Origin of the sequence: Sorangium sp. So ce385 (assembly GCF_051474135.1) — a bacterium.
GTDB classification, from domain to species: domain Bacteria; phylum Myxococcota_A; class Polyangia; order Polyangiales; family Polyangiaceae; genus Sorangium; species Sorangium cellulosum_D.
The window spans coordinates 7,767,528-7,788,024 of the sequence record NZ_CP150337.1 but is presented as its reverse complement, the minus strand read 5'-3'; the positions used below and the strand labels follow the sequence as shown (position 1 = coordinate 7,788,024).

General features: G+C 73.5%; 13 protein-coding genes. 7 read left to right on the top strand and 6 right to left on the bottom strand.

Annotated elements, in window-relative coordinates; genetic code table 11:
* Positions 1-357: 357 nt before the first annotated feature.
* Positions 358-1,818, bottom strand: coding sequence for a carotenoid oxygenase family protein (locus WME83_RS28215; protein ID WP_437312796.1), 1,461 nt, complete (start codon positions 1,816-1,818; stop codon positions 358-360).
* A gap of 325 nt (positions 1,819-2,143) precedes the next feature.
* Between WME83_RS28215 and WME83_RS28210 the strand changes: the two genes are divergently transcribed.
* Positions 2,144-4,264: a TonB-dependent receptor plug domain-containing protein gene (locus WME83_RS28210; protein WP_437312795.1), complete on the top strand. Its 2,121-nt coding sequence runs from the start codon at positions 2,144-2,146 to the stop codon at positions 4,262-4,264.
* A 97-nt stretch (positions 4,265-4,361) separates the two neighbouring features.
* Here the strand turns inward: WME83_RS28210 and WME83_RS28205 are convergent, their stop codons facing one another.
* The 3 genes from WME83_RS28205 to WME83_RS28195 all read right to left on the bottom strand — a co-directional run bounded on the left by WME83_RS28205 (position 4,362) and on the right by WME83_RS28195 (position 10,367).
* Positions 4,362-4,994 carry an NUDIX hydrolase gene (locus WME83_RS28205; RefSeq protein WP_437312794.1) on the bottom strand — a complete coding sequence of 211 codons (633 nt, stop codon included), beginning with the start codon at positions 4,992-4,994 and terminating at the stop codon, positions 4,362-4,364.
* Positions 4,995-5,154: 160 nt separating this feature from the next.
* Positions 5,155-6,657: a carboxylesterase/lipase family protein gene (locus tag WME83_RS28200; RefSeq protein WP_437312793.1), complete on the bottom strand. Its 1,503-nt coding sequence runs from the start codon at positions 6,655-6,657 to the stop codon at positions 5,155-5,157.
* A 359-nt stretch (positions 6,658-7,016) separates the two neighbouring features.
* Positions 7,017-10,367 (bottom strand): GAF domain-containing protein, encoded by a 3,351-nt coding sequence (locus tag WME83_RS28195; protein WP_437312792.1) that lies wholly within the window; start codon positions 10,365-10,367, stop codon positions 7,017-7,019.
* A 691-nt stretch (positions 10,368-11,058) separates the two neighbouring features.
* Here WME83_RS28195 and WME83_RS28190 point away from each other — a divergent pair.
* The 6 genes from WME83_RS28190 to WME83_RS28165 all read left to right on the top strand — a co-directional run bounded on the left by WME83_RS28190 (position 11,059) and on the right by WME83_RS28165 (position 18,145).
* Positions 11,059-11,466, top strand: coding sequence for a hypothetical protein (locus WME83_RS28190; RefSeq protein WP_437312791.1), 408 nt, complete (start codon positions 11,059-11,061; stop codon positions 11,464-11,466).
* 759 nt (positions 11,467-12,225) lie between these two features.
* The gene (locus tag WME83_RS28185) at positions 12,226-13,551 is read left to right on the top strand and encodes a glycosyltransferase (RefSeq protein ID WP_437312790.1); all 1,326 of its coding nucleotides are present in this window, start codon (positions 12,226-12,228) and stop codon (positions 13,549-13,551) included.
* A gap of 64 nt (positions 13,552-13,615) precedes the next feature.
* On the top strand, positions 13,616-14,746 hold the full coding sequence (locus WME83_RS28180; RefSeq protein WP_437312789.1) for a polysaccharide deacetylase family protein: 1,131 nt from the start codon (positions 13,616-13,618) through the stop codon (positions 14,744-14,746).
* A 2-nt stretch (positions 14,747-14,748) separates the two neighbouring features.
* Positions 14,749-15,984, top strand: coding sequence for a carboxylate--amine ligase (locus WME83_RS28175; protein WP_437312788.1), 1,236 nt, complete (start codon positions 14,749-14,751; stop codon positions 15,982-15,984).
* Positions 15,950-16,732, top strand: a complete 783-nt coding sequence (locus tag WME83_RS28170; protein ID WP_437312787.1) for a metallophosphoesterase family protein — start codon at positions 15,950-15,952, stop codon at positions 16,730-16,732. Before WME83_RS28175 ends, WME83_RS28170 begins: the two co-directional genes overlap by 35 nt.
* A gap of 72 nt (positions 16,733-16,804) precedes the next feature.
* Positions 16,805-18,145, top strand: coding sequence for a GNAT family N-acetyltransferase (locus tag WME83_RS28165; protein WP_437312786.1), 1,341 nt, complete (start codon positions 16,805-16,807; stop codon positions 18,143-18,145).
* 75 nt (positions 18,146-18,220) lie between these two features.
* Here the strand turns inward: WME83_RS28165 and manA are convergent, their stop codons facing one another.
* The gene (manA, locus tag WME83_RS28160; protein WP_437312785.1) at positions 18,221-19,420 is read right to left on the bottom strand and encodes a mannose-6-phosphate isomerase, class I; all 1,200 of its coding nucleotides are present in this window, start codon (positions 19,418-19,420) and stop codon (positions 18,221-18,223) included.
* Positions 19,421-19,466: 46 nt separating this feature from the next.
* Positions 19,467-20,450, bottom strand: a complete 984-nt coding sequence (locus tag WME83_RS28155; RefSeq protein ID WP_437312784.1) for a PAS domain-containing protein — start codon at positions 20,448-20,450, stop codon at positions 19,467-19,469.
* Positions 20,451-20,497: the final 47 nt, after the last annotated feature.

Below are 20,497 nucleotides of genomic sequence, written 5' to 3'. Positions count from 1 at the left end.
GGCGCAGACCGAACCCCGGTGAGCGCCCGGCGCCGGCGCAGACCGAACCTCGGTGAGCGCCCGGGCCTCCGGGCACCGGTCGCCGCAACCGAGCACCCTCGGCCCCGAGCTGCCAGATCTGCAAGCGACGATCTCAGGATCGAAAAGAGGTCGGGCAACCCCTTAGGATAAGCACCGGAAATATGTCGGGATGAGCCCTGGCCCGCGTCCTGCTAAGGATGCAGGGCAGAGCGCCTGTGACGGCTTCCCCCCCCCGCCGTCGAATAGGCGCTCTGTTTTTTTGTGCGCTGCTCACGCGGCGCGCGCCGAGGGGCTCCGCGCAGCCTCGATGCGAGCGGGCGGACCGCGCCGGGCACCTCAGCCCGGTCGCTCCGCGGGCATCCAGGCGCCGTGGAACCCGAACGGCACCGGATGATCGAAGAAGGCCCTGGCCAGCGGCCCGCCGGAGGGGGATCGCGCATCGAGGACGGCGACGTGGCTCAGGTCCGCGCGCGCGTCGTACACCAGCGTGAGCAGGTAGCCGTCGTCCTCGGCGCTGGCCCCGGAACGCGGGACGAACACCGCCTCGGAGGGGAACTGGTCCGGTCCGGGCACGTACCGCTCCAGGCTGCCTCGCTCCACGTCGAGCTTCGCCACGGCGTCCCACGGCGACATCCCGTCGTGCGACGGGGCGCTGTATCCCGTCAGGTAGATGTACCGGTGCGGCCGCGCGTCGACCCGAGGGGACACGCGCGGCATGTCCACCGGCAGCGGGAGCCGCGCCTCCAGGCGGAGCGTCCTGCGCACCGGGTCGAGGATCCCACGCCGCAGCGAGCCGCCCAGCGGCCCGCGCACGGCACCGCCCGCGACGCTCCCGACGAAACGCTCCAGCGCGTCGAGGGTCGGGTAATGGATGAAGTCGAACACCAGCGTGCCGTCCTGCTCGAACGCGTTGGCCGTGTGCTCGCACAGGAAGGCATCGACCTTCATCCGGATCGGGTCCGAGGGGCGGTCGATGGGCACGATCACGATCTCGGTGCCGCGCTCGGCGCGCCACGTGGAGGCGTCCATGGCGCCGCGCCGGAGGAGGAGCATCTTCCACAGCTGCAGGTAGATGGGCGCGAAGACGAACACGAGGTGGCGCTCGGTCGCGATGAAGTCGTGCAGGACGCGCGCCCCCTCCACCGCGAACGTCGCGAGCCGCCGCGGGCGGCCCTCGTCCGGGAGCTCGTACACCGTGAGCTCCGTCTTCGGCCCGAGGCGCGCCCCGAAGTTGTAGCTCGCGCGCCGCGCCGGGACGCGGTGCGCGTGCGCGGAGAAGGCGTGCACGAGCACCCCGTCGAGGTCCGTCTCGCCGAGCGCCCCGAGATCGTCGGGAGAGAGCTCGACGGGCAAACCCCCCTCGCACGTCGCGAACAGCCGGCCCTGGTAGAGGAGCACGTGCGTGTTCACGGGGTTCTTGCCGTCTCCGAGGAGCAGCTCGCGAAACGGCCTCGCCGGCGGCGTGTTCCAGCCGCCGAAGAGGCGTCGCCCGGCGCGCCGCTCCAGCTGGAGGCCCACCGTCTGGACCACGCGGCACGCGCCGCGGGCGCGCCCGTCGGCGAAGCGCACGCCCGTCACCGCGCCGTCCCCGTCGAACCAGTGCGCGTACCGCTCGCCGAATCGATCGAAGAGGCCAGGGCCGTTGCGAAAGAGCGTGCCGGAGAGATCGTCCGGGAGCGTCCCTTCGGTGCGCAGCAGCTCGAACCCGTGCTCGCGGCGCAGGTTGCGAAACCCGTTGAGCCAGGCAGGGGCTGCGGGAGGAGCGGCGGAGGCAGCGCGGGGAGACGGGAAAAGCATGACCGTTGTCCTCTCGTTTCGTTCGAAAGCTCTGGATGCCGTGCGGGCGGCGTTCCGCGCCGGCCTGCGGGAAGAAGCCCACGGCGGTTCACCGGGCGCCCAATGTTGACATCGGTCACTTCGATAAGTTTCCCCTGTCTACATCGGCGCGCCGCGCGCTGGCGCCCAAGCGGGCAGGGCGCAGAGGCGGCCGGGGCGGCGATGTCCGAGGCGGCAGGAGCGCGCCGTGCCTCGCCGGCTTCCGCCGCGCGGCTGGAGCTGCTAACTCCCCGGGCGCCGGGGAGCGGCTCTCCCATCTCCCCGGCGGCGCATCGACGACATCCGCGTGAGATCCTCCAGCGCACTCCTCGCCTTCGCGATCGCCGCCGCCGCCACCGCTCACGCGGGCGAGGCGCACCCCCAGCCCGCCCCGGCGAGGGCCGCCGCGCCGCCAGACGAGCCCGCCGCGCCGGTCGAGGCGGCCGGCACGCCCCCCGCGTCGGCCGACAGGCCCACCGCGCCGGTCGAGGCGGCCGGCACGCCCGCCGCGCCTGCCGAGGCGCCCGCCGCGCCTGCCGAGGCGCCCGCCGCGCCTGCCGGGATCGAGGTGACCGTCGAGGGCAACCGCGCCCCGCCGGGCTCCGTCTCGCTCTCGCGGCGTGACATCCGCGAGCTGCCCGGCGCGCTCGGAGACCCCTACCGCGCCATCGAGATCCAGCCTGGCGTGACCTCCATCGCGAGCGGCATGCCGTACTACTACATCCGCGGCGCGCCGCCCGGGAACATCGGCTACTTCTTCAACGGCATCCAGGTCCCGCTCCTCTTCCACGTGGGCGCCGGCCCCAGCGTCATCCCGGCCTCGATGGTCCAGCGCGTCGAGATGCACCTCGGCCCCTATCCCGCGGACATCGGGAGGCTCGCCGGCGCGGCGATCGAGGCCGAGAGCGCGCCGCCGTCCGACGTCTGGCGCGGGGAGGGGAGCGTCCGGTTCATCGACCTCGGCGGCGTCGTCGAGGGGCCGGTGGACCGGGACACGCACGTCCTCGTGGGAGGCCACTACGCCGCCGGCGCGGCGCTCACCTCGGCGCTCGTGCCGAGCGTCGACGTGGGCTACGCCGACTACCAGGGACGGGTGACCTACCGGCTCGGCCCGGAGGAGCGCTTCACCGTCTTCGCCTTCGGCGCGTACGACTACCTCGCCAGCATCGACGAGGACGGCGGCGCCGAGGCGACCAACGTCCTGCTCGACAGCGACTTCCACCGCCTCGACCTGCGCTACGACCGCGACGACGCCTCGGGCGCGCGCGTCCGGGCGGCGCTCACCCTCGGGCTCGACCAGTCGCGCGGGGTCGGCGTGGAGAGCGCGCAGGCCTGGAAGCTCAACGCGCGGATGAGCCTGGCCCGGCCGATCCTCGGCGGGCGCGCGCTCCTCCGGGTCGGGGCCGACGCGGCGGTCGACCGCTACCAGGTGACCCCGCGCCCGAGCCCGCCGACGGACGGCGAGCCCGCCGAGGGCGCGGACGACGAGCCCGCCGAGGGCACGGAGCAGCTCGACGAGAGCTTCCCCGAGCTCTTCCGCAGCCGGCTGGACCTCGCGCTGGGCGCGTGGGCCGACGCGCTGCTCGTGCTCGGCGAGCGCTCGACCCTCACGCCCGGCGTGCGCGTGGACCACTACACGTCGCTCGGCCGCACCGCCGTCGCCGTGGATCCGAGGATCGTCGGTCGCTTCGGCGTCGGCGACCACGTGCGGCTCATCCCGGCCTTCGGCGTCGCCTCGCAGCTGCCCGGCCTCGCCCCGCTGCCGGCGCTCCAGATCGGCGGCATCCCGGGGGGCCTGCAGCGCAGCCTGCAGTCGAGCTTCGGCGTCGAGGCCAGCGTGGGTCCGGTCAATTTCAGCGCCACGGCGTTCCGGCAGGTGACCTTCGGCCTGAGCGATCCGATCGGCACCGGGCGCGGCACGAACCTCAGCACGGAGCGCTTCCTGACGCGGAGCCTCGGCGACACCTACGGCCTGGAGCTCGGCGCGCGCGGGGCGCTGCGGCGCGACATGTTCTTCCTGGCGTCGTACACGCTGTCGCGCTCCACGCGCACGCGCGGCAAGGCGACGATCCCCTCGGCCTACGACCGGACGCACGTCGCGCACGTCGCGCTGCTCTACGACCTCGGCAAGGGGTGGCGCGCCGGGATCCGTCACGTGTTCTACACCGGCTTTCCCGCCGACGAGGCCGCCCCGGGCCGCCCCCCGCGCGAGCACCCGGATCGGATCCAGCCGTTCTACCGGCTCGATATGCGCCTATCGAAGCGCTGGGCGCTGAGCGCGCGGAGCTACCTCGGCCTCGTGCTCGACGTGCAGAACGCGACGCTCGCCAAGGAGGTGTTCGACGTGAGCTGCGACGACAGCGGGTGCACGCCGCAGACGATCGGGCCGGTCACGATGCCGGGGATCGCGATCGAGGGCGGGTTCTGAGGGGGAGGCGCCCCGAGGGGCGCGAGGGCGCGGCGACGCCACGCCGGGTCCGGCCCGCGCCGGCGGTCGTCCGGGCCGCGAGCGCCCGGCCGGCGGCTCACCGGTGGATCAGCTCGAAGAGCTGCTCCAGCATGAGGTAGGTCAGGCCCCAGACGACCCGCTCGTCGACGCGCAGGCACGGGAGCTGGAGGACGTTCCCCTCGTGCGTATACGCGTAGCTGGAGGTGCGCTCGCCGCGCGCGAGCGGCCCGAGCGGCGTCCAGAGCGCCTCGGCCACCTCGTCGCTCAGGGTGAGATCCGGCGTGGAGCGCAGCGCGAAGACGAACGGGGCGATGATCATCCCGACGCGTCGCCCGCGGACGACCGCCGGGATGTCGGGCAGGCGCGCGAGCAGGGTGCCGTGCGCCGCGAGATCGATCCCCACCTCCTCGCGCGTCTCGCGGATCGCGGTGGCGAGCAGGCTCTCGTCGCGCTCCTCGCGCCGCCCGCCCGGGAGCGCCATGTGCCCCGACCACGGATCGCCCGGGTGCTCGGCGCGGCGGATCAGGAGGAGCTCGGCCTCGCCGGGCTCCGGGCTCCGCGCAGGCTCGATCGCCGTCCCGAGAAGCCCCCCCGGCGCCCGCAGGATCGCGGCCACTGCGGCCTGACGCTCCTGCGTGAGCGCGTCGAGCGCGGCCTCGCGCCCTTCGAGGCGGGCCATGATGGCGGCGAGATCGTAGGAGGGGAGCACGGCGGCGAGGATAGCACAATGTCTACCGGTACTTAGAGACCGCGCGCGGCGGCGGTCGCGCCGGCCGCGGACCCGCACGCGAGCGCCGCGCAGGCCGCGCGTCGGGCCGCGGCCGCGGCCAGGGCGCCGGCGCGCCATGGCCCTGCCCGGCGCGCGACCGTCAGGGAGCCGCCGTGACGAAGCTGTCCCACATGTCGCAGAGGTCCTTCTTCAGCCCGGCCTCCTGAGAGATGGTCGTGTCGAGGACGATGTTCTCGTCCGTCTCCGCGTCGTACCTCGGCCATTCGAACGCATCTTCGCCGTTCGGGTCTCCGGTCTCCGCGTGGCGCGACCAGTACCCCATGATCGTCTGCGAGAGCTCGAGCTCGTCCTCGGTCAGCGGCTCCGACACGAGCAGCCCCGGGTTGCCGAACACGTACCGGATCTCGGCCGAATGGAAGGCGCCGAGATCGCCGAGCAGCGAGCTCTCGGGCGCGTGGGTGAAGTGATAAAGATACGTCGCCGCGCCGCCGCTCGCGATCGCGCGCGCCGCGCGCCGCGTCGGGCACACGAACATCGCATCGCCCAGCGCCGCGGTCGCCGCCGCCTGCGCCGAGCCGTACGTGTCGCTCGGGTAATTCGCCGCCACCTCTTCGCCGTGGCCGGGGGCGAGCCCGTCCGCGAACGTCACGAGCTCGGCCTCGTCGGCGACCGTCGCGGACTCGCCCCAGAGCGTGACGAAGAGCGAGCCCTCGTCGGCGTTGCTGCCGATGATCGTCGGCATCTTCTCGAAGCTCCCGGCCTCGAGGAGCTTGCTCGGCACATCGGGGAGGTTCCAGCCGTCGATGACCGGGAACCAGGTCGGGCCGGCGCCCACGAGGAAGGCTTCGCCCGGCGGGAGCGCGCTCATGACCTCCTCGGCCGGCCTGCCGCGCAGGCACTCGAGGACCGACGGCTCGTCGGCGCACCCCAGCGCCTCGACGAGCTCTTGCCCCTGCGCCGTGGCCGTGGCCTCGTCCGCGGCGGAGTCGCACGGCCCGCTCTCGATGATGGCGCGATGGAACAGGCCTTTGCTCAGCGGCGACACCAGGTGCATGCAGACGCTGATGCCGCCCGCGGACTCGCCGAACAGGGTGACGTTGCCCGCATCCCCGCCGAAGGCGTCGATGTTGGCCTTGATCCACTCGAGCGCGGCGCGCTGGTCCTCGAGGCCGTACGCGCCCGTCGAGGGGTGATCGGGATCCTCCGACTTGAGCTCCGGGAGGGCGAGGAACCCGAGCGGACCGAGGCGGTAATTGAGGGTGACCACCACCGATCCGGTCGTCTCCGAGAGGGTCCAGCCGTCGTAATCGGCCTCCGCGCTGCTCCCCAGCTCGAAGCCGCCGCCGTGGATCCAGACGAGGACGGGCAGAGACGAGGACGCCGGGCGCGCGGGCGTCCAGACGTTCAAGGTGAGGCAGTCCTCCCCCGAGCTCTCGTTGAAGCCCGGCGTGAGCAGGTTCAGCTGCGAGCAGGGGATGCCGAACTCTACCGCCCTGCGCGGCTCGGTCCACGGCTCATGCGGCGCGGGCGATCTCCAGCGCAGCTCCCCGACCGGCGGCGCGGCGTACGGGATGCCGAGGAAGGCGCGCGTCGCGCGGACGATGGTGCCCTCCACCGGACCGGCCTCCGTCTCGATGAGCACGGGATCCTGCTCGCCGCCAGCGCCGCCAGCGCCGCCAGCGCCGCCAGCGCCGCCAGCGCCGCCGGAGCCACCGGCGCCGCCAGCGCCGCCGGGGCCACCCGGGGCGGGCTCACTCGAGCTGCAGGCAACAGCGAACAGGCCTAGGAGAATGGTGTACGACAATGAAAGTCGGAAGGGCATGGTCGTCTCCGTCGAGAGCAAGTCGAGAGTGCGGGACCGTGGGTAAAGAGGAGAGCACAGCGCCGAGGGAGAGCGGCGGGCACGGCGACCGCGCTGGAGATGATGGAGCTCTTCGCCCGATTCCGCGAGCTCTACAAGTCGCGATCGTCGTCGCGTGAGCGCCGGGCGCGCGCCCGCCGTCAGCCGCCCTGCCGGCGGGCGGCGGCGACACGCGCGACGCGCGCGACGAGCCGCTTCACCTCGGCCGCGTCCACCGGCTTGGTCAGGTGGTGGTCGAACCCCGCCTCGCGGGCCTGCCGCCGGTCGTCCTCCGTGCCCCAGCCGGTGAGCGCCACGAGGAAGAGCCCGCTCAGATCGGGCTCCGCACGGAGGCGACGGGCCACCTCGTAGCCGTTCATGCCCGGCAAGCCGATGTCCAGGAACACGACGTCGGCGCCGAGCTCCCGGGTCGCGGTCAGCGCGTCAGGGCCGGTGTGGACCGCCCGGGTCTCGTGACCCGATATCCGGAGGAGCAGGGCCAGGCTCTCCGCCCCGTCGACGCTGTCGTCCACGACGAGGATGCGAAGGGCGGCCGTGGGGGCGCCGGTCGCAGGGCCGGCGGACGATCGCTTCGGTGCGGCCTCCTCGACGGCGGCGAGCGGGAGGCGGATCGTGAACGTGGAGCCGCGGCCGGCGCCGTCGCTCTCGGCGTGGATCGAGCCGCCGTGCAGCTCGACAAGGCGCTTCACGAGGGTGAGCCCGATCCCGAGGCCGCCCTGGGCCCGGTCGATCGAGCGGCCAACCTGGGTGAACATGTCGAACACGTTCGACAGCATGTCGGCCGGGATCCCAACCCCGTTGTCGGCGACCCGGACGACCACCGCGGCCCCGTCCCGCTGGGCGGCGAGCCGGATGCTGCCGCCGGCCGGGGTGTACTTGGCCGCGTTGTTGAGGAGGTTCGCGAACACCTGGGCGAGCCGGGTCGGGTCGGCGTCCAGCAGGAGAGGCGCCGGCGGGAGCCGGACCGCGAGCTCGTGCGCCGCCGCCTCGATCAGCGGGCGGCTCGTCTCCAGGGCGCTGTTCAGGACGGCGCGGAGATCGATGCGCTCCTTCCGCAGCTCCACCTTGCCGCGGGTGATCCGGGAGACGTCGAGCAGGTCGTCCACCATGCGGACCATGTGCCCGATCTGCCGGTCCATCATGTCCAGGATTTTGCGGGCCTGGTCCGCGCTGCCGGCGACCTTGAGGATCTCGAGGCCCGTCCGGATGGGGGCGAGCGGGTTCCGCAGCTCGTGGGCGAGCGTGGCCAGGAACTCGTCCTTCCGCCGGTCCTGGTCGCGGAGCTGGTCGTAGAGCTGGGCGTTTTCGATGGCGACGGACGCGATGTGCGCGAGCTGGACGAGGATCGCCTCGTCGCTCTCGGTGAACTCCCCGTCGCGCTTGTCGGAGAGGTGGATGAGGCCGAGGTTCTCGCCGCTCCGGCCGATGAACGGCGCGACCAGCCAGCCCCGTATCGGCGGGAGCCTGTCGGCATCGCCGCTGACGAGCCCCCGGGGCAGGAGCGGCGGGGGCGCAACCTGGGTGGGGGGCGCCGCGGCCGCAACCTGGGTGGGGGGCGCCGCGGCCGCCGCAACCTGGGTGGGGGGTGCCGTCGGGGGCTCAACCTGGTTGAGGTACGGCTGCCCCAGCTCAACCTGGGTGAGCCACGCCGGGGGGGCCTCCAGCTCAACCTGGGTGAGCCGCACGGGACGGTTTGTACGGCAGACCACAGCGTAGACGCGGTTTTCTACGGACGGAACCGCCGGGCCACGCCAGCCGTCGTACTTCCCGGACATGGATGCCGTGTTGACCGCCTGCGACCCGTCGACCCCAGCGTTCAGCCGGGTCACCGCCTGGTGCGCCCCGATGATCCGCCGGGCCTCCTCGGTGATCCCCTGGAGCACGCTGCCGAGGGACCCGGACGCGTGGATGGTCAGCGCAGCGTCCGCCACCTGCTTGAGCAGCCGGCCCTGCTCCCGCTCCAGCTCGAGCAGCCGCGCGACCCGCTCCTCGTCGAGCTTGCGGGCGGTGACGTCGACCGTCACCCCGTCGAACCGCCGGGGAGTGCCGTCCGGCGCATAGGCCGTCCCGCCCAGCGCCCGGACCCACTTGAACGCCCCCGTGGCAGGATCGATCGTTCGATAATCCATGTCGTAGGGGATCCGCTCGCGGATCGACGCCTCGATCGCCCTCCGCGTCGGCTCCCGGTCGTCCGGGTGCAGCCGCTCGTAGAACGTGCCAATCGTCACCCGCGCGTCCGGCGGCAGCCAGAAGTGCTCCTTCACCCGGTCGTCCCAGATCAGCTCGTCGAACGGCAGATCGCAGTACCAGAACCCGAGACCCGACAGCCGGACCGCATAGTCGAGCCGCTCGTCCCGCTCCCGCACGCTCCGGGCCGCCCGCGCCCGCTCGATGGCCTCCCAGCAGCGGCCGACCACCAGCCGCACGAGCCCGACCTCATCGGGCGTCCAGCGCCGCGGCACCTTCTGGTGGACCGCCATCGCCGCCGTGAACCGGCCGGACTTGTGCAACGGAACGCAGATGACCGCCTGGATCTCCGTCGCCCGGTACGCCGCGAGGTCGCCTCCGGCCCTCGGGTCCGCGTCGACATCGTCGATGACGTACGGCTCGTTCGCGAGCATGAGCCGCACCAGCTCGGGGCCGAAATCGGCGACCGGCCACCGGCCCACGATGCTCCGGACGCCCCGCGTGTGATCGCCCGTGATGACGAACACGCGCTCGTCCTCGACCTCCGCGTAGGCGCACCGGTCCACGCCGAGGTGCTCCGCGAGCAGGCGCGCCGTCACGGCCATGACCTCGCCGGGATCGATGAGCGGCTGGGTGGCCGCGGCCAGCTCGGCCAGGAACCGATGCCGGCCCTCGCTCTCCCGCAGCGCCTCGCTGGCCCGTCTCGCATCCCGCGCCTGGGCCAGGGCGTGCACGGCCGTGGCGGCGAACCGCGACAGGCTGGATACGAGCCGCGCGTCCTCGGCGTCGAACTTCCGCTCCTCGGAGTGCGCCATGACCCAGACCGTGCCGATCGGCGCGCCGCCTGCGTGGAACGGGACGGTCAGCGCCTCGACGATCGCCGGCTCCACGGCGGCGCCGGCCGCGAAGTGGCGGGCTGGGTGCGAGAAGAGGAGCGCCGCATCGCAGTCGAGGACCGCGCCGCAGGGGCTCGGGCGACGGGGCATCGTCCCACCGATGTTGTGCGCAAACGCCCCGGCGACGGCGACCCACCGGAACACCTCGCGGCCGTCCTCCACCTCGAGCACGCTGACGCCCGCCGAGTCGGCCCGGCAAAGCTCGAGGAGCAGCGACGCGAGCTTCGGGAGGACGTCCTCCAGCGATCCGGCCATCGCCGCGGCGAGGGCGATCAGGGCCCGGTTCTCGGCCGCATGATCGGGCAGCCGGGACGGGCGGAGGGAGAGCGCGTCGGCGGCCAGCACCTCCTCGATGCGGACCCCCGGAAGCGAGAGCGCGGCGGCGCCGTCGCAGCGCGGAAGGCTCATCGGCAGGGACGCTCCGCCCGATCCGATCCGTGCATGGGCAGGGCGGGGACGCCGAGCACCTCGGCCGCCGGACCGGCCGTCATGGCGTCCTGATGATCGAACAAGCTCGGCTTTACATGCTGCATGCGTTTGGCGGACCTTGCTAAGGCGGAGGGTAGGCCACCGCAAGCCGTCGGCCGCGCGCTCGGCGCCGGGCGTCGCCCGCGGTCCACGGGCGGGTCACCCGGGCTGGCGCGCCGCCCTCGGCGCCGGGAGCGCGCTCGGCCGGGGAGCGCGCGTCATCCTTGCTGCGGCTCGACACCCGCCGAGCGTAGTCCGATCGATCGAGGGGCGTCCACGCCGAGGCGAGCGCGATGAGCGGCCCAGTCTTTCGCCGGGGACGGTCGGAGCGCGTCTCGCGCGGCTGCCTCCACCGGTCCTGCGCATGCCCTCGGACCCGCTGTCGCGAGGGGCTGCCCACGCGCGTCAACGAGATGACGCCGGAGGACGGCGCGCCGCGCCGGTTTCCGGGACGTATCCGGAGGTCCGTTTGCCGGGAGCGCCGAAGAAACCATCCAGACCCGACCGGCTCACGTCGGGACCAGCGCGGGACCGGCCGGCCCAGAGCGACGAACTCAGCAGCTCTCGGCGTTCGGCGCGCTCGGCCGGGCATTCTGATTCGGCGCTCACTCTGATAAGATGATCGTGGACCATGCTCGAGATCCTGCGCAATGCGCACTACACCGTGACGATCGATCCGGCGGCGCAGCTCGCGCGGGTGACGCGGAGCGCGGCGCCGTCCGAGTCTGCCGCCATGTTCGAGGAGCGGTGGATGGAGGTGAGCCGCGCGCTGGACCGCGCCGGCCGCAGCGGGCTGTGCTTGCTCGTCGACCTGCGCGAGGCGGTGGGGCGGAACGACCCGCTGTTCGAGGCGGCGATGCAGCGGCTGCGGCCAGCCGTGATGAGCGGCTTCCGCCGCGTCGCCGTCCTCGTGCGGACGACCGCGGGGGCGCTGCAGATTCAACGCCATGTCCGGGAAGACGGCATCGACCGGATGATCGGCAGCGACGAGGCCCAGCTGCTCGATTACCTCCGCGAGGGACGGCCGCGCTCCCGCTGACGCGGATCGCGGCCGACACGGCCTCATGGGCGTGCGCCGCGGCGCCGCTCGTGATCTTCATCGACGCGTCCTTCGTTCGGTCGTTTGCATCGCGATATCCCCCCGTCCGGTGAAGCGGCCGCGCTCCGAAGCCGCCGCCCGGCGCCGCCGCAGGGCGAACGGCGGCCACCCACGCTCCCTCGCAGCCCGGCCCCCCGACCGCGCCGCAGCACGCCCTCTGCAGTGCGCGCGCGTTGCGAGGGCGGCTCACCTTTTTTGACCGGCCGGAGACGATCCTCGTAAGCGGTTGAAAACGAACCGCTTTTCCGGGCCCTCCGCCGCGCCGGCGGGGCGCGCCCCTCGGCGGGCGCCCCGCCCGGCGAGGCGCCGCGCTCCGGAGAGGTGGCCAGTCGAAGACTGGGACGGAACTCCTCTGTTCGGCGCCGAGGACCATCTCCTTATCAGGGTTGTACAACCCTCGTACTTCGGTTTTCCCGTTTGTTGCGCGATCCGCTTGTCAGCTTGCGAATCCGCCGTATAGTCAATTCGAGTCGCGTCCCCGTCGTCTGCCATCGAGCCACGCGGGGTGTTGCAGCGCTCGTGTCGATCCGCCGGATCGGGGCACTGACCATCTCAGCTCCGCTCGGCGATGCCCTGGACGGCGTTTGCCGCGCAGGAGGGGCCGGGTGCGAGGGGATGGGAGGACAGCCGGGTACGGCGGCGCCGTACGAGCCGTCGACTCGACGGGATCGTCGGTCCACGCGTCTGGGGGGAGAGGGTATGGAGACACAGATCGCTCACGGTATCGAGGATCGCGCTCGCAAGGACTCGCGGGCGCTCGAGCGGCTCGCCATCGCGCACGTGGTGAGCAGCTTCCAGACCGGCGGCGCCGAGCAGGTGGTCGTCGATCTCGCGGCGTCCCAGCGCGCCGCGGGCCATGACGTGCTGGCGGTCGCGATCGCCGAGGATCCGGACGGGCCGCGCGCGGAGCAGCTCCGGCGGCGCGGGGTCGAGGTGCGCCTCGTGCCGAAGGGCCCCGGGTTCGACAGGACGCTGACCGCCCGCCTCGCCGCGCTGTTCGCGACGAAGGGCGTCATGCTCGTCCACGCGCACAACCAGCTGTCGCTCATCTACGCGGCGCCCGCCGGGTGGCTGCACCGGGTCCCGGTCATCCACACGAAGCACGGCGTGTCCCAGGACATGGAAGGACGAGGGTGGCTGCGCGGCGCCGCGTCCGCGTTCGTCGACGCCCACGTCGCGGTGTCGCAGCCGACCGCCGCGGCCGTCCTCGGCCGGCGCGAGGTCGACCCGCCGAAGCTGCATGTCGTGACGAACGGCATCGATCTGTCGCGGTTCGCGCCGGATCCGGCGGCGAGGGCCCGGGTGAGGGCCGAGCTCGCGATCCCGCACGACGCCTTCGTCGTCGGGAGCGTGGGGCGCCTCTCTCCCGTGAAGAACCACGCGCTCCTCGTGCGCGCCGCCGCGCGGGCGCTGCCCCCGAGCGGGCGGCTCCTCCTCGTCGGCGACGGCCCCGAGCGCGGGCGGCTCGTCGCCCTCGCGCGCGATCTCGGCGTGTCCGATCGCGCGCTGTTCGCCGGGGAGCGCCACGACGTGCCAGCGCTCCTCGCCGCGCTCGACGTGTTCGCGCTGCCGTCCCTGTCCGAGGGCCTGCCGCTCGCGCTCCTCGAGGCCATGGCCGCGGGGCTGCCGGCCGTCGCGACCGACGTGGGCGGCGTGTCCACCGCGCTCGTCGACGGTGAGACGGGCTTCCTCGTGCCCTCCGGCCAGGTCGCGCCCCTCGCCGCGAGGCTCGCGGAGCTCCTCGCCGATCCCGCGCTCGCCGCGCAGATGGGCCGGCGCGGCCGCGCGATCGCCCTCCGGCGCTACTCCGCCGCCCGGATGTCCGAGCGCTACATGGCTCTCTACGAGCTGCTGCTCGCGCGGCACGCGCACCGCGCCGCCGCCGTCCGCCCGAGCTCCCTGCTCGCATGGATCTGGGGCGCGAGCCAGAGGCCGCGCCAGATCACCGCCGCTCCGGGCCGCGGCGACGGCCGCCCTTCCGGCGATCACCCGCCGCCGCCCTCGCCGGCCGCGCTGGCGAGCTGAGCGGCCGCCGCGCGCCGCCGTCATCGATCGTTCTTTTCGTAAGGCTCTCGAGGGGGGAGGACTCATGTCGAACGTGGTGAAATGGCTCTCGGATCTCCTGGTCGCGCCGTGGGCGACGCGGCCGTTCACGCGGATGATGCGCGGGCACGTGACCATCATCGTCATGCACCGGCTCGCGGACCCGGCGCGCGGCATCGCGGGCGTCGATCCGCGCGATCTCCGGCGCGCGCTGGAGTTCCTGAGGAAGGAGCGGTATCCGATCGTGTCGCTCGAGCGGGTCTTCCGGAGCCTCGCGGGCGAGGCGGCGCCCATCGACCGGGCCGTCGCCTTCACGATGGATGACGGCACGAGCGACCAGGCGACGGTCGCCGCGCCGATCTTCGCGGAGTTCGATTGCCCGGCGACCATCTTCGTCGTGACCGGCTATCTGGACGGCGAGCTGTGGTGCTGGTGGCACCGCGTGGAGCACGTGTTCGAGTCGACGCGGCGCCGCGAGCTCAGCGTCATGGTCGCGGGCCTCCGCCACGTCATCCGCCTGGACGAGGGCGTCCCGCGCGCGCACCTCGCGCGGCGCTTCATGGAGCAGTGCAAGCGCGTCCCCGAGATCGAGAAGCTCCGCGCCATCGAGCGGCTCGCCGCCGCCGCCGAGGTCGAGCTCCCGGCGCGGCCGCCCGAGCGTTACGCGCCGATGTCGTGGGACGACGTCCGCGCGTGCGAGGCGCGCGGCATCACGTTCGGCCCGCACACGGTCACCCATCCGGTGCTCTCCAGGACGAGCGACGCGCAGTCGAAGCGCGAGATCGTCGTGTCCTGGGCGCGCCTGTGCGCCGAGGCCAGGCGCCCGGTCCCCATCTTCTGTTATCCGAACGGGCACGTGGGGACGGACTTCGGTCCTCGCGAGTGCGCCACGCTGCGCCGCCTCGGCTTCCTGGGGGCCGTGACCAACTGGCCTTGCGACCACGCCACCGTCGCGGGATTCCAGAGCTCGCCGGACGCGCAGTTCTCGGTGCCCCGGGTCGATTTCGGCGCGGATCACCGGAGCTTCATCCACTCGGTGTCGGGCGTCCTGCGGACGAAGCAGCTGCTGAAGCGGCACGTCGCCTGGCGGGGCGCGGCCGCGCCGGCCGAACCGGGCCTCTCGGTCGAAGGCCCTCAGGACGAAAACCGCGGCTCGTCGACCTCGCTGTTCGAGTGACCATGGACAGAGAGGACATCTCCGCCATCCGCTTCTCCCCGGAGCGCCCCCCGGCGCTCGTGCTGGGGGACATCACCCTGGTCCGGCCGCTCGGGATGGCCGGGATCCCGGTCATCGCGGCGACGAAGGATCGGTCCGACGCGGTCCTCTGCTCGCGCCACGTGAGCGCCGCCTGCGTCGTACCCGGCTTCGACGAGGCGAGCCGGGACGCGTCCGCGGCGGTCTTGCTGGGCCTCGGCGAGCGGCTCCACGCGGCCCTCGGGCGCAAGATCCCGCTGTTCTACGGCACGGACCCGCAGCTCGAGCTCGTCTACCGCCACCGGGCGGCGCTCGCGCGGCACTTCCTCTTTCTCCTCAACGAGGAGGACGTGTGCTGGTCGCTGCTCGACAAGGAGGGGTTTTATGGCCTCTGCGAGGCGAAGGGGGTCCTCGCGCCGCGCACGCTGCGGCCCGGCGGCGATCTCGCGCGGCTGCGCGAGCCGCTGCTCGTGAAGCCGCGCCGCAAGTCCGCCTGGGCCGAGATCCAGCGCGACCTCCTCGGCGGCGCGGGGAAGGCGCGCCGCTTCCGCACGCGCGCCGAGCTGCTCGCGCACCCGCACTTCGAGCGCCTCAAGGGCGACCTGATCGTCCAGGAGCACATCCCGGGCGGCGTCGTCGATCTCGTGTCGTTCCACGGGTTCGCCGACGAGCGGCGGGAGCTGCTCGCGTGGTTCTGCGGGCGCAAGCTCCGCACCTACCCGGCCTTCGCCGGCGAGAGCGCGCTCGTCGAGGTCACGGACGACCGCGACGTCGCCGCGGCCGGGCGCGAGGTCGCCGGGAAGCTCGGGCTCAAGGGGCCGTTCAAGATCGACCTCGTGCGCGACGCGAGGAACGGCGCGCTCTACACGCTCGAGGTCAACGCCCGGTACACCCTCTGGAACCACGTGGGCGCCGCGGCGGGCGTCAACCTGCCGCGCGTCGCGTACGATTACCTGGTCGAGGGCCGCCGCCCGGCCGAGGCGCCGCGCGCCGCCGCGGGCTACCGCTGGCTCGACGTCTACCGCGTCTACCGCGCGTTCCGGGAGCAGCGCGGCGGCGCGTCCCTCGCGACCTGGCTCGGCGCGGTCGCGGGGGCGCCCACGGTCTACGACGCTTTCGCCTGGGACGACCCGAGGCCCTTCGCGCGATGGGCCAGCACATTCCTCACACGAAAGGTGGCGCGCCATGCTCTACGGGATCATCGCGGACGTTCACGGTAACCTCGAGGCCCTCTCCGCCGTGCAGGCGTTCCTCGCGGAGCGGGGCGTGGAGCACCTGCTCTGCCTCGGGGACATCGTCGGATACAACGCCGACTCGGACGCGTGCGTGCGCCTGCTCGCGCGGCCGCCGGCCCTCGCGATCGCGGGCAACCACGATCTCGTCGCGATCGGGCGGATCGACGTCGAGCGCTGCGGCGCGAAGGCCGCCTTCGCGCTCCGGCGCACGCGCGCCGCGCTCTCCGTGGACAGCAAGCGGGCGCTCGCCCTCTTGCCCAGGCGGCGCCTCATCGAGGGAGAGATCGTCCTCATTCACGGCGGCGTGGACGATACGTGCGAATACATGACGAGCCCCGCGCACATCGAGGAGAACGCGCGGAGCCTCAGCGAGCGCGAGCCCAGCGGGCGCATCTGCTTCTTCGGGCACACCCACGTCCAGGCGCTCTACGAGGTCGAGGCGGGCGTCGCGACGCTGCGCTCGGCCTGCGAGCGCGCCTCGCTCGACCGCGCGCGGGGCAGGCGCTTCTTCATCAACCCCGGCTCGGTCGACGCGGCCCGGAGGCGCGACAAGCTCGCCGAGTTCGCCATCTTCGACTCGTCGCGACAGGACGTCTGGTTTCACCGGGTCCGTTACGATCACGAGCGCGCCGAGCGGCGCGCCGCCGAGGAGGGATATCGAATGACGTGGCTGGACAAGCACTTCGGCGCGGCGCGCGGGGCGATCGCCCAGCTGCGGCCGAGATGGCGCTGAGGGGCGGCGATTCCGTCGCGCCGCGCCGCGCGAGGGGGGCGCGGCGCGGCGCGGCGGGCACGGGGAGGGGAGTTGGCCGATGAGGAGGTGTTCGATGGGGAGGAGGGGGAGGGGGAGATGCTGCGGTTTCACCTGGTGACCGAGGTCGCCGAGCTCGCCGCGATGCGGGGGGCGTGGGAAGGGCTGATGGGGCGGAGCGACATGGACGAGCCGATGCTCGCGCCGGACTGGATGCTCGCCTGGTGGCGGGTGTTCGGGGCGCAGGGCCGCTCGCTGCGCGCCGCGCTGTTCTACGACGGGCCCCGCCTGGTCGGCCTCGCGCCGCTGCTCGAGCGCCGCTGCCGGCACAGGAGCGGCATCCCGTTCCGCCGGCTGGAGCTCCTCGCTTCGGGCGAGGACCAGGCCGACGAGATCTGCTCCTGCAACCTCGGCGTCATCGCCGAGCGGGGCGCCGAGGTCGACGTCGCGCACGCGCTCGCCGGCGCGCTCACGGGCGGGGCGCTGGGCGCGTGGGACGAGCTCGTCCTGCCGGCCATGCGCACCGACGGCGCGCTCCCCGTGATCCTCGCGCGCGCGCTCCGGCAGCACGGCATCGACGCGCGCGTCGAGGTCACGGACGCCTCTCCCTACATCTCGCTGCCGTCCAGCTGGGAGGCGTACCTGCGCGGGCTCTCCGCGTCGCGCCGTTACCTCGTGCGCCGCTCGATGCGCGATCTCGAGGCGTGGGCGGGCGGCGCGCTCACGCTCGAGCGGGCGAGGACGCGGGCGGAGCTCGCCGGGGCGCGGGAGATCCTGCTCCGCCTGCACGCCGAGCGCTGGTCGGCCGACGGGCGCGCGGGCGTCTTCGCCTCGCCGCGCTTCCGCGCCTTCCATGACGAGGTGATGCCCGCGATGCTCGAGCGCGGCGCCCTCGATCTCGCGTGGCTCTCGGCGCGCGGCGAGCCCGTCGCGGCGCTCTACAACCTCGTCTGGAACAACAAGATCTATTTCTACCAGTGCGGGCGCAGGGTCGACCTGCCGAAGGGGCTCCGGCCCGGGATCGCGGTTCACGCGTACGCCATCCGCGCCGCGATCGAGGCGGGGCGGCGCGAGTACGATTTTCTCGACAGCCCCTGCCAGTACAAGCTGGCCCTGTCGCTGTCGGCGCGGCCGCTCGTCGAGCTCCGGGCCGCGCGGCCCTCGGTGAACGACAGCGCCCGCCGCGCCGCGGAGCTCGCCGCGCACGAGCTCCGCGTGATGAAGCGGCGCGTGCTCGCCACGTGGCGCGCCGCCGCCCGGTCGCTCGGCCGCGACCCGGCGGACCCGCCGGCGCCCCCGCGCGGCGAGCCGGCGACCGCCGCGGCCGACGGCGCCGCCGCAGCCGACGGATCGAGCCCGCGGCCGGCGGCGCGGGAGCGCGCCGCCTCGTCATGAGCCGTTCGCCGGGCGCGGGGGTGCTCAGGCTCCTCTCCCGTGCGCCGAGGGACGCGTGGCGCCCCGCAGCGCGGCTCAGAGGCCGACCGTGGCGCGGAAGAACTGGCCCTCTCCCTCGATGGCGTAGCCCCCCGAGGCGAACGGGACGAAGATCGAGCCGCCCTGGCGGAGGCCCTGGGCGGCGCCGCGCGCGTCGACCAGCGACGCCTGTCCCCGGGTGCACAGCACGATCTCGGGGCCGCGCCGGTCGTCGGTGCGCCACGACGACGCGGCGTCGAGCTCGATGCGCGAGAGCCGGAACTCCGGCGCGGGGGTGTCGTAGATGGACTCCGCGCCGGCCCGGCGCGGCGCGACGGGATCCACGCGCCATGGGGAGAAGTCGAGGACGCGCAGGAGCTCGCCGACGTTCACGTGCTTCGGCGTGAGCCCGCCGCGCAGCACGTTGTCGGAGCTCGCCATGATCTCGATCCCGACCCCCTGCACGTAGGCGTGCAGCCGGCGCGGCGGCAGGTACAGCGCCTCGCCCGGCTCGAGGTGCACGTCGTTCAGCAGGAGCGCGATCACGACGCCGACGTCGCCCGGGTAGAGCTCGTGCAGGCGCAGCGCCCACCCCGCGGCGCGCGCGAGCCGTCCGCCCGCCTCGGCGCGTGCCCGGCACGCCTCGACCACGGCGGACACGAGCTCCCGCCGCGCCGCCGGCCCGAGCGCGAGCAGGCCCTCGACGAGCCGCGCGACCGCGGCCGCGTCGACGGGCCCGTCGACGCGCGGGACGAGCGCGTCGCCCGGGCCGCCAGCGAGGAGCTCGAACGCGTCTGTCAGGGCCTCGGCCGGCCGGAAGCCGCAGAGCGCGTCGAACGGGGTGAGCGCGCAGATGAGCTCGGGCTTGTGGTGCGGGTCGCGGTAGGTGCGCTCGGGCGCGTCGACGGGGATGCCGGCCGCGTTCTCCGCGTCGAACCCGCGCCGCGCCTGCGCTTCGTCCGGGTGCGCCTGCAGCGACAGCGGCTGGTCGGCCGCGAGCACCTTGAGCAGGAACGGGAGCCGCGCGCCGAAGCGATCGCGCGTCGGCCCGCCCAGGAAGGCGTCCGCGTGCCTGGGGATGGCGTCGAACAGGCGCTCGCGGCCTCCGTCGAGCTCGATGGTCGAGGAGGCCGCCGGGTGGGCGCCCATCCAGAGCTCGGCCTGCGGCTTGTCGGAGGGTCCCTGTCCGAGCAGCGCCGCGATGGCCTCCCGCGAGCCCCAGGCATATTCCTGAACACGGTTCTCGAGCGCGAACATGGATAGCTCCTGCGGGGGGGCACCCTACCGGATGGCCCCGGGGAAGTCAGCCCTTGAGCGCGTGGGCGATGCCGCTCTCCAGCGTCGACCGCGTGACAAGGCCGCTGAGATCGGCGCCGAGCTCGACCAGGGTCTGCGCGATCTTCGGCTGGATGCCTGTCAGGATCACGGTCGCGCCGAGCATCCCGACCGCCTGGGCCGTCTTGACCAGAGCGTTCGCGACGTCGGCGTTCACGGCCGGCACGCCCGTGATGTCGAGGATCACCTGTCTGGCCTCGTGGGCGACGATGCCGCCGAGCAGCACCTCGAGGACGCTCTGCGCGCGGCGCTGGTCGATGTCGCCGATGAGCGGCATGACGAGGACGCCCTTGGCGATGGGCAGGAGCGGCGTGGAGAGGGCGCGCAGGCTCCTCTCCTGAGCGCGGATGATCTCGGCCTGGAGCTCCTGGTTCTCGGCCTCTGCGCGCTTGTAGCTGGTGATATCGGTCGAGACGCCGCAGACGCCGCGGACCGCCCCGGCCGCGTCCCTGAGCGGGAACTTGAGCACGGCGAAGTGGTGGAGCTGCCCGTCGGGGCTCACGTCGCCCTCGTCCCACGAGAGCGTCCGGCCCGTGGTGAGGACCTCGAGATCGGAGGTGCGGAACCTGTCGGCGCGTTCGTTCGGGAAGATCTCGTGATCGGTCTTCCCGGCCACATCGCCCCACGCGAGGCGCGCCCAGCTCAGGAAGTACCCGTTCGCCAGGGTGTAGCGGCCGCCTGCGTCCTTGGCGAAGAGCAGCATGGGCGCGGCCTCGAGGACCGCGCGGAGCACGTCGACGTCCTCGGGCGGCGCGCCGTCGCGCGGCGTTCGCTCCGCGGCGCGGGGGCCGGGGTCAGGGGGCGGCGCTCCAGGCGGCGACCCGTCTCCGGGCTCGGGTCTGGAGAGCGCCCGGCGCAGCTCGGCGAGCTCGCGGCGGAGCTCTTCGTTCTGCGCTCGCAGGGCGTCGTTGTCGCGCTGTAGATCGTCTCGGTGGGATCGGTCCTCCGCCATGCTCCGCTCGCCTCGCATCGTTTGCTCCGCTGGCCGCTTCGGCCCCC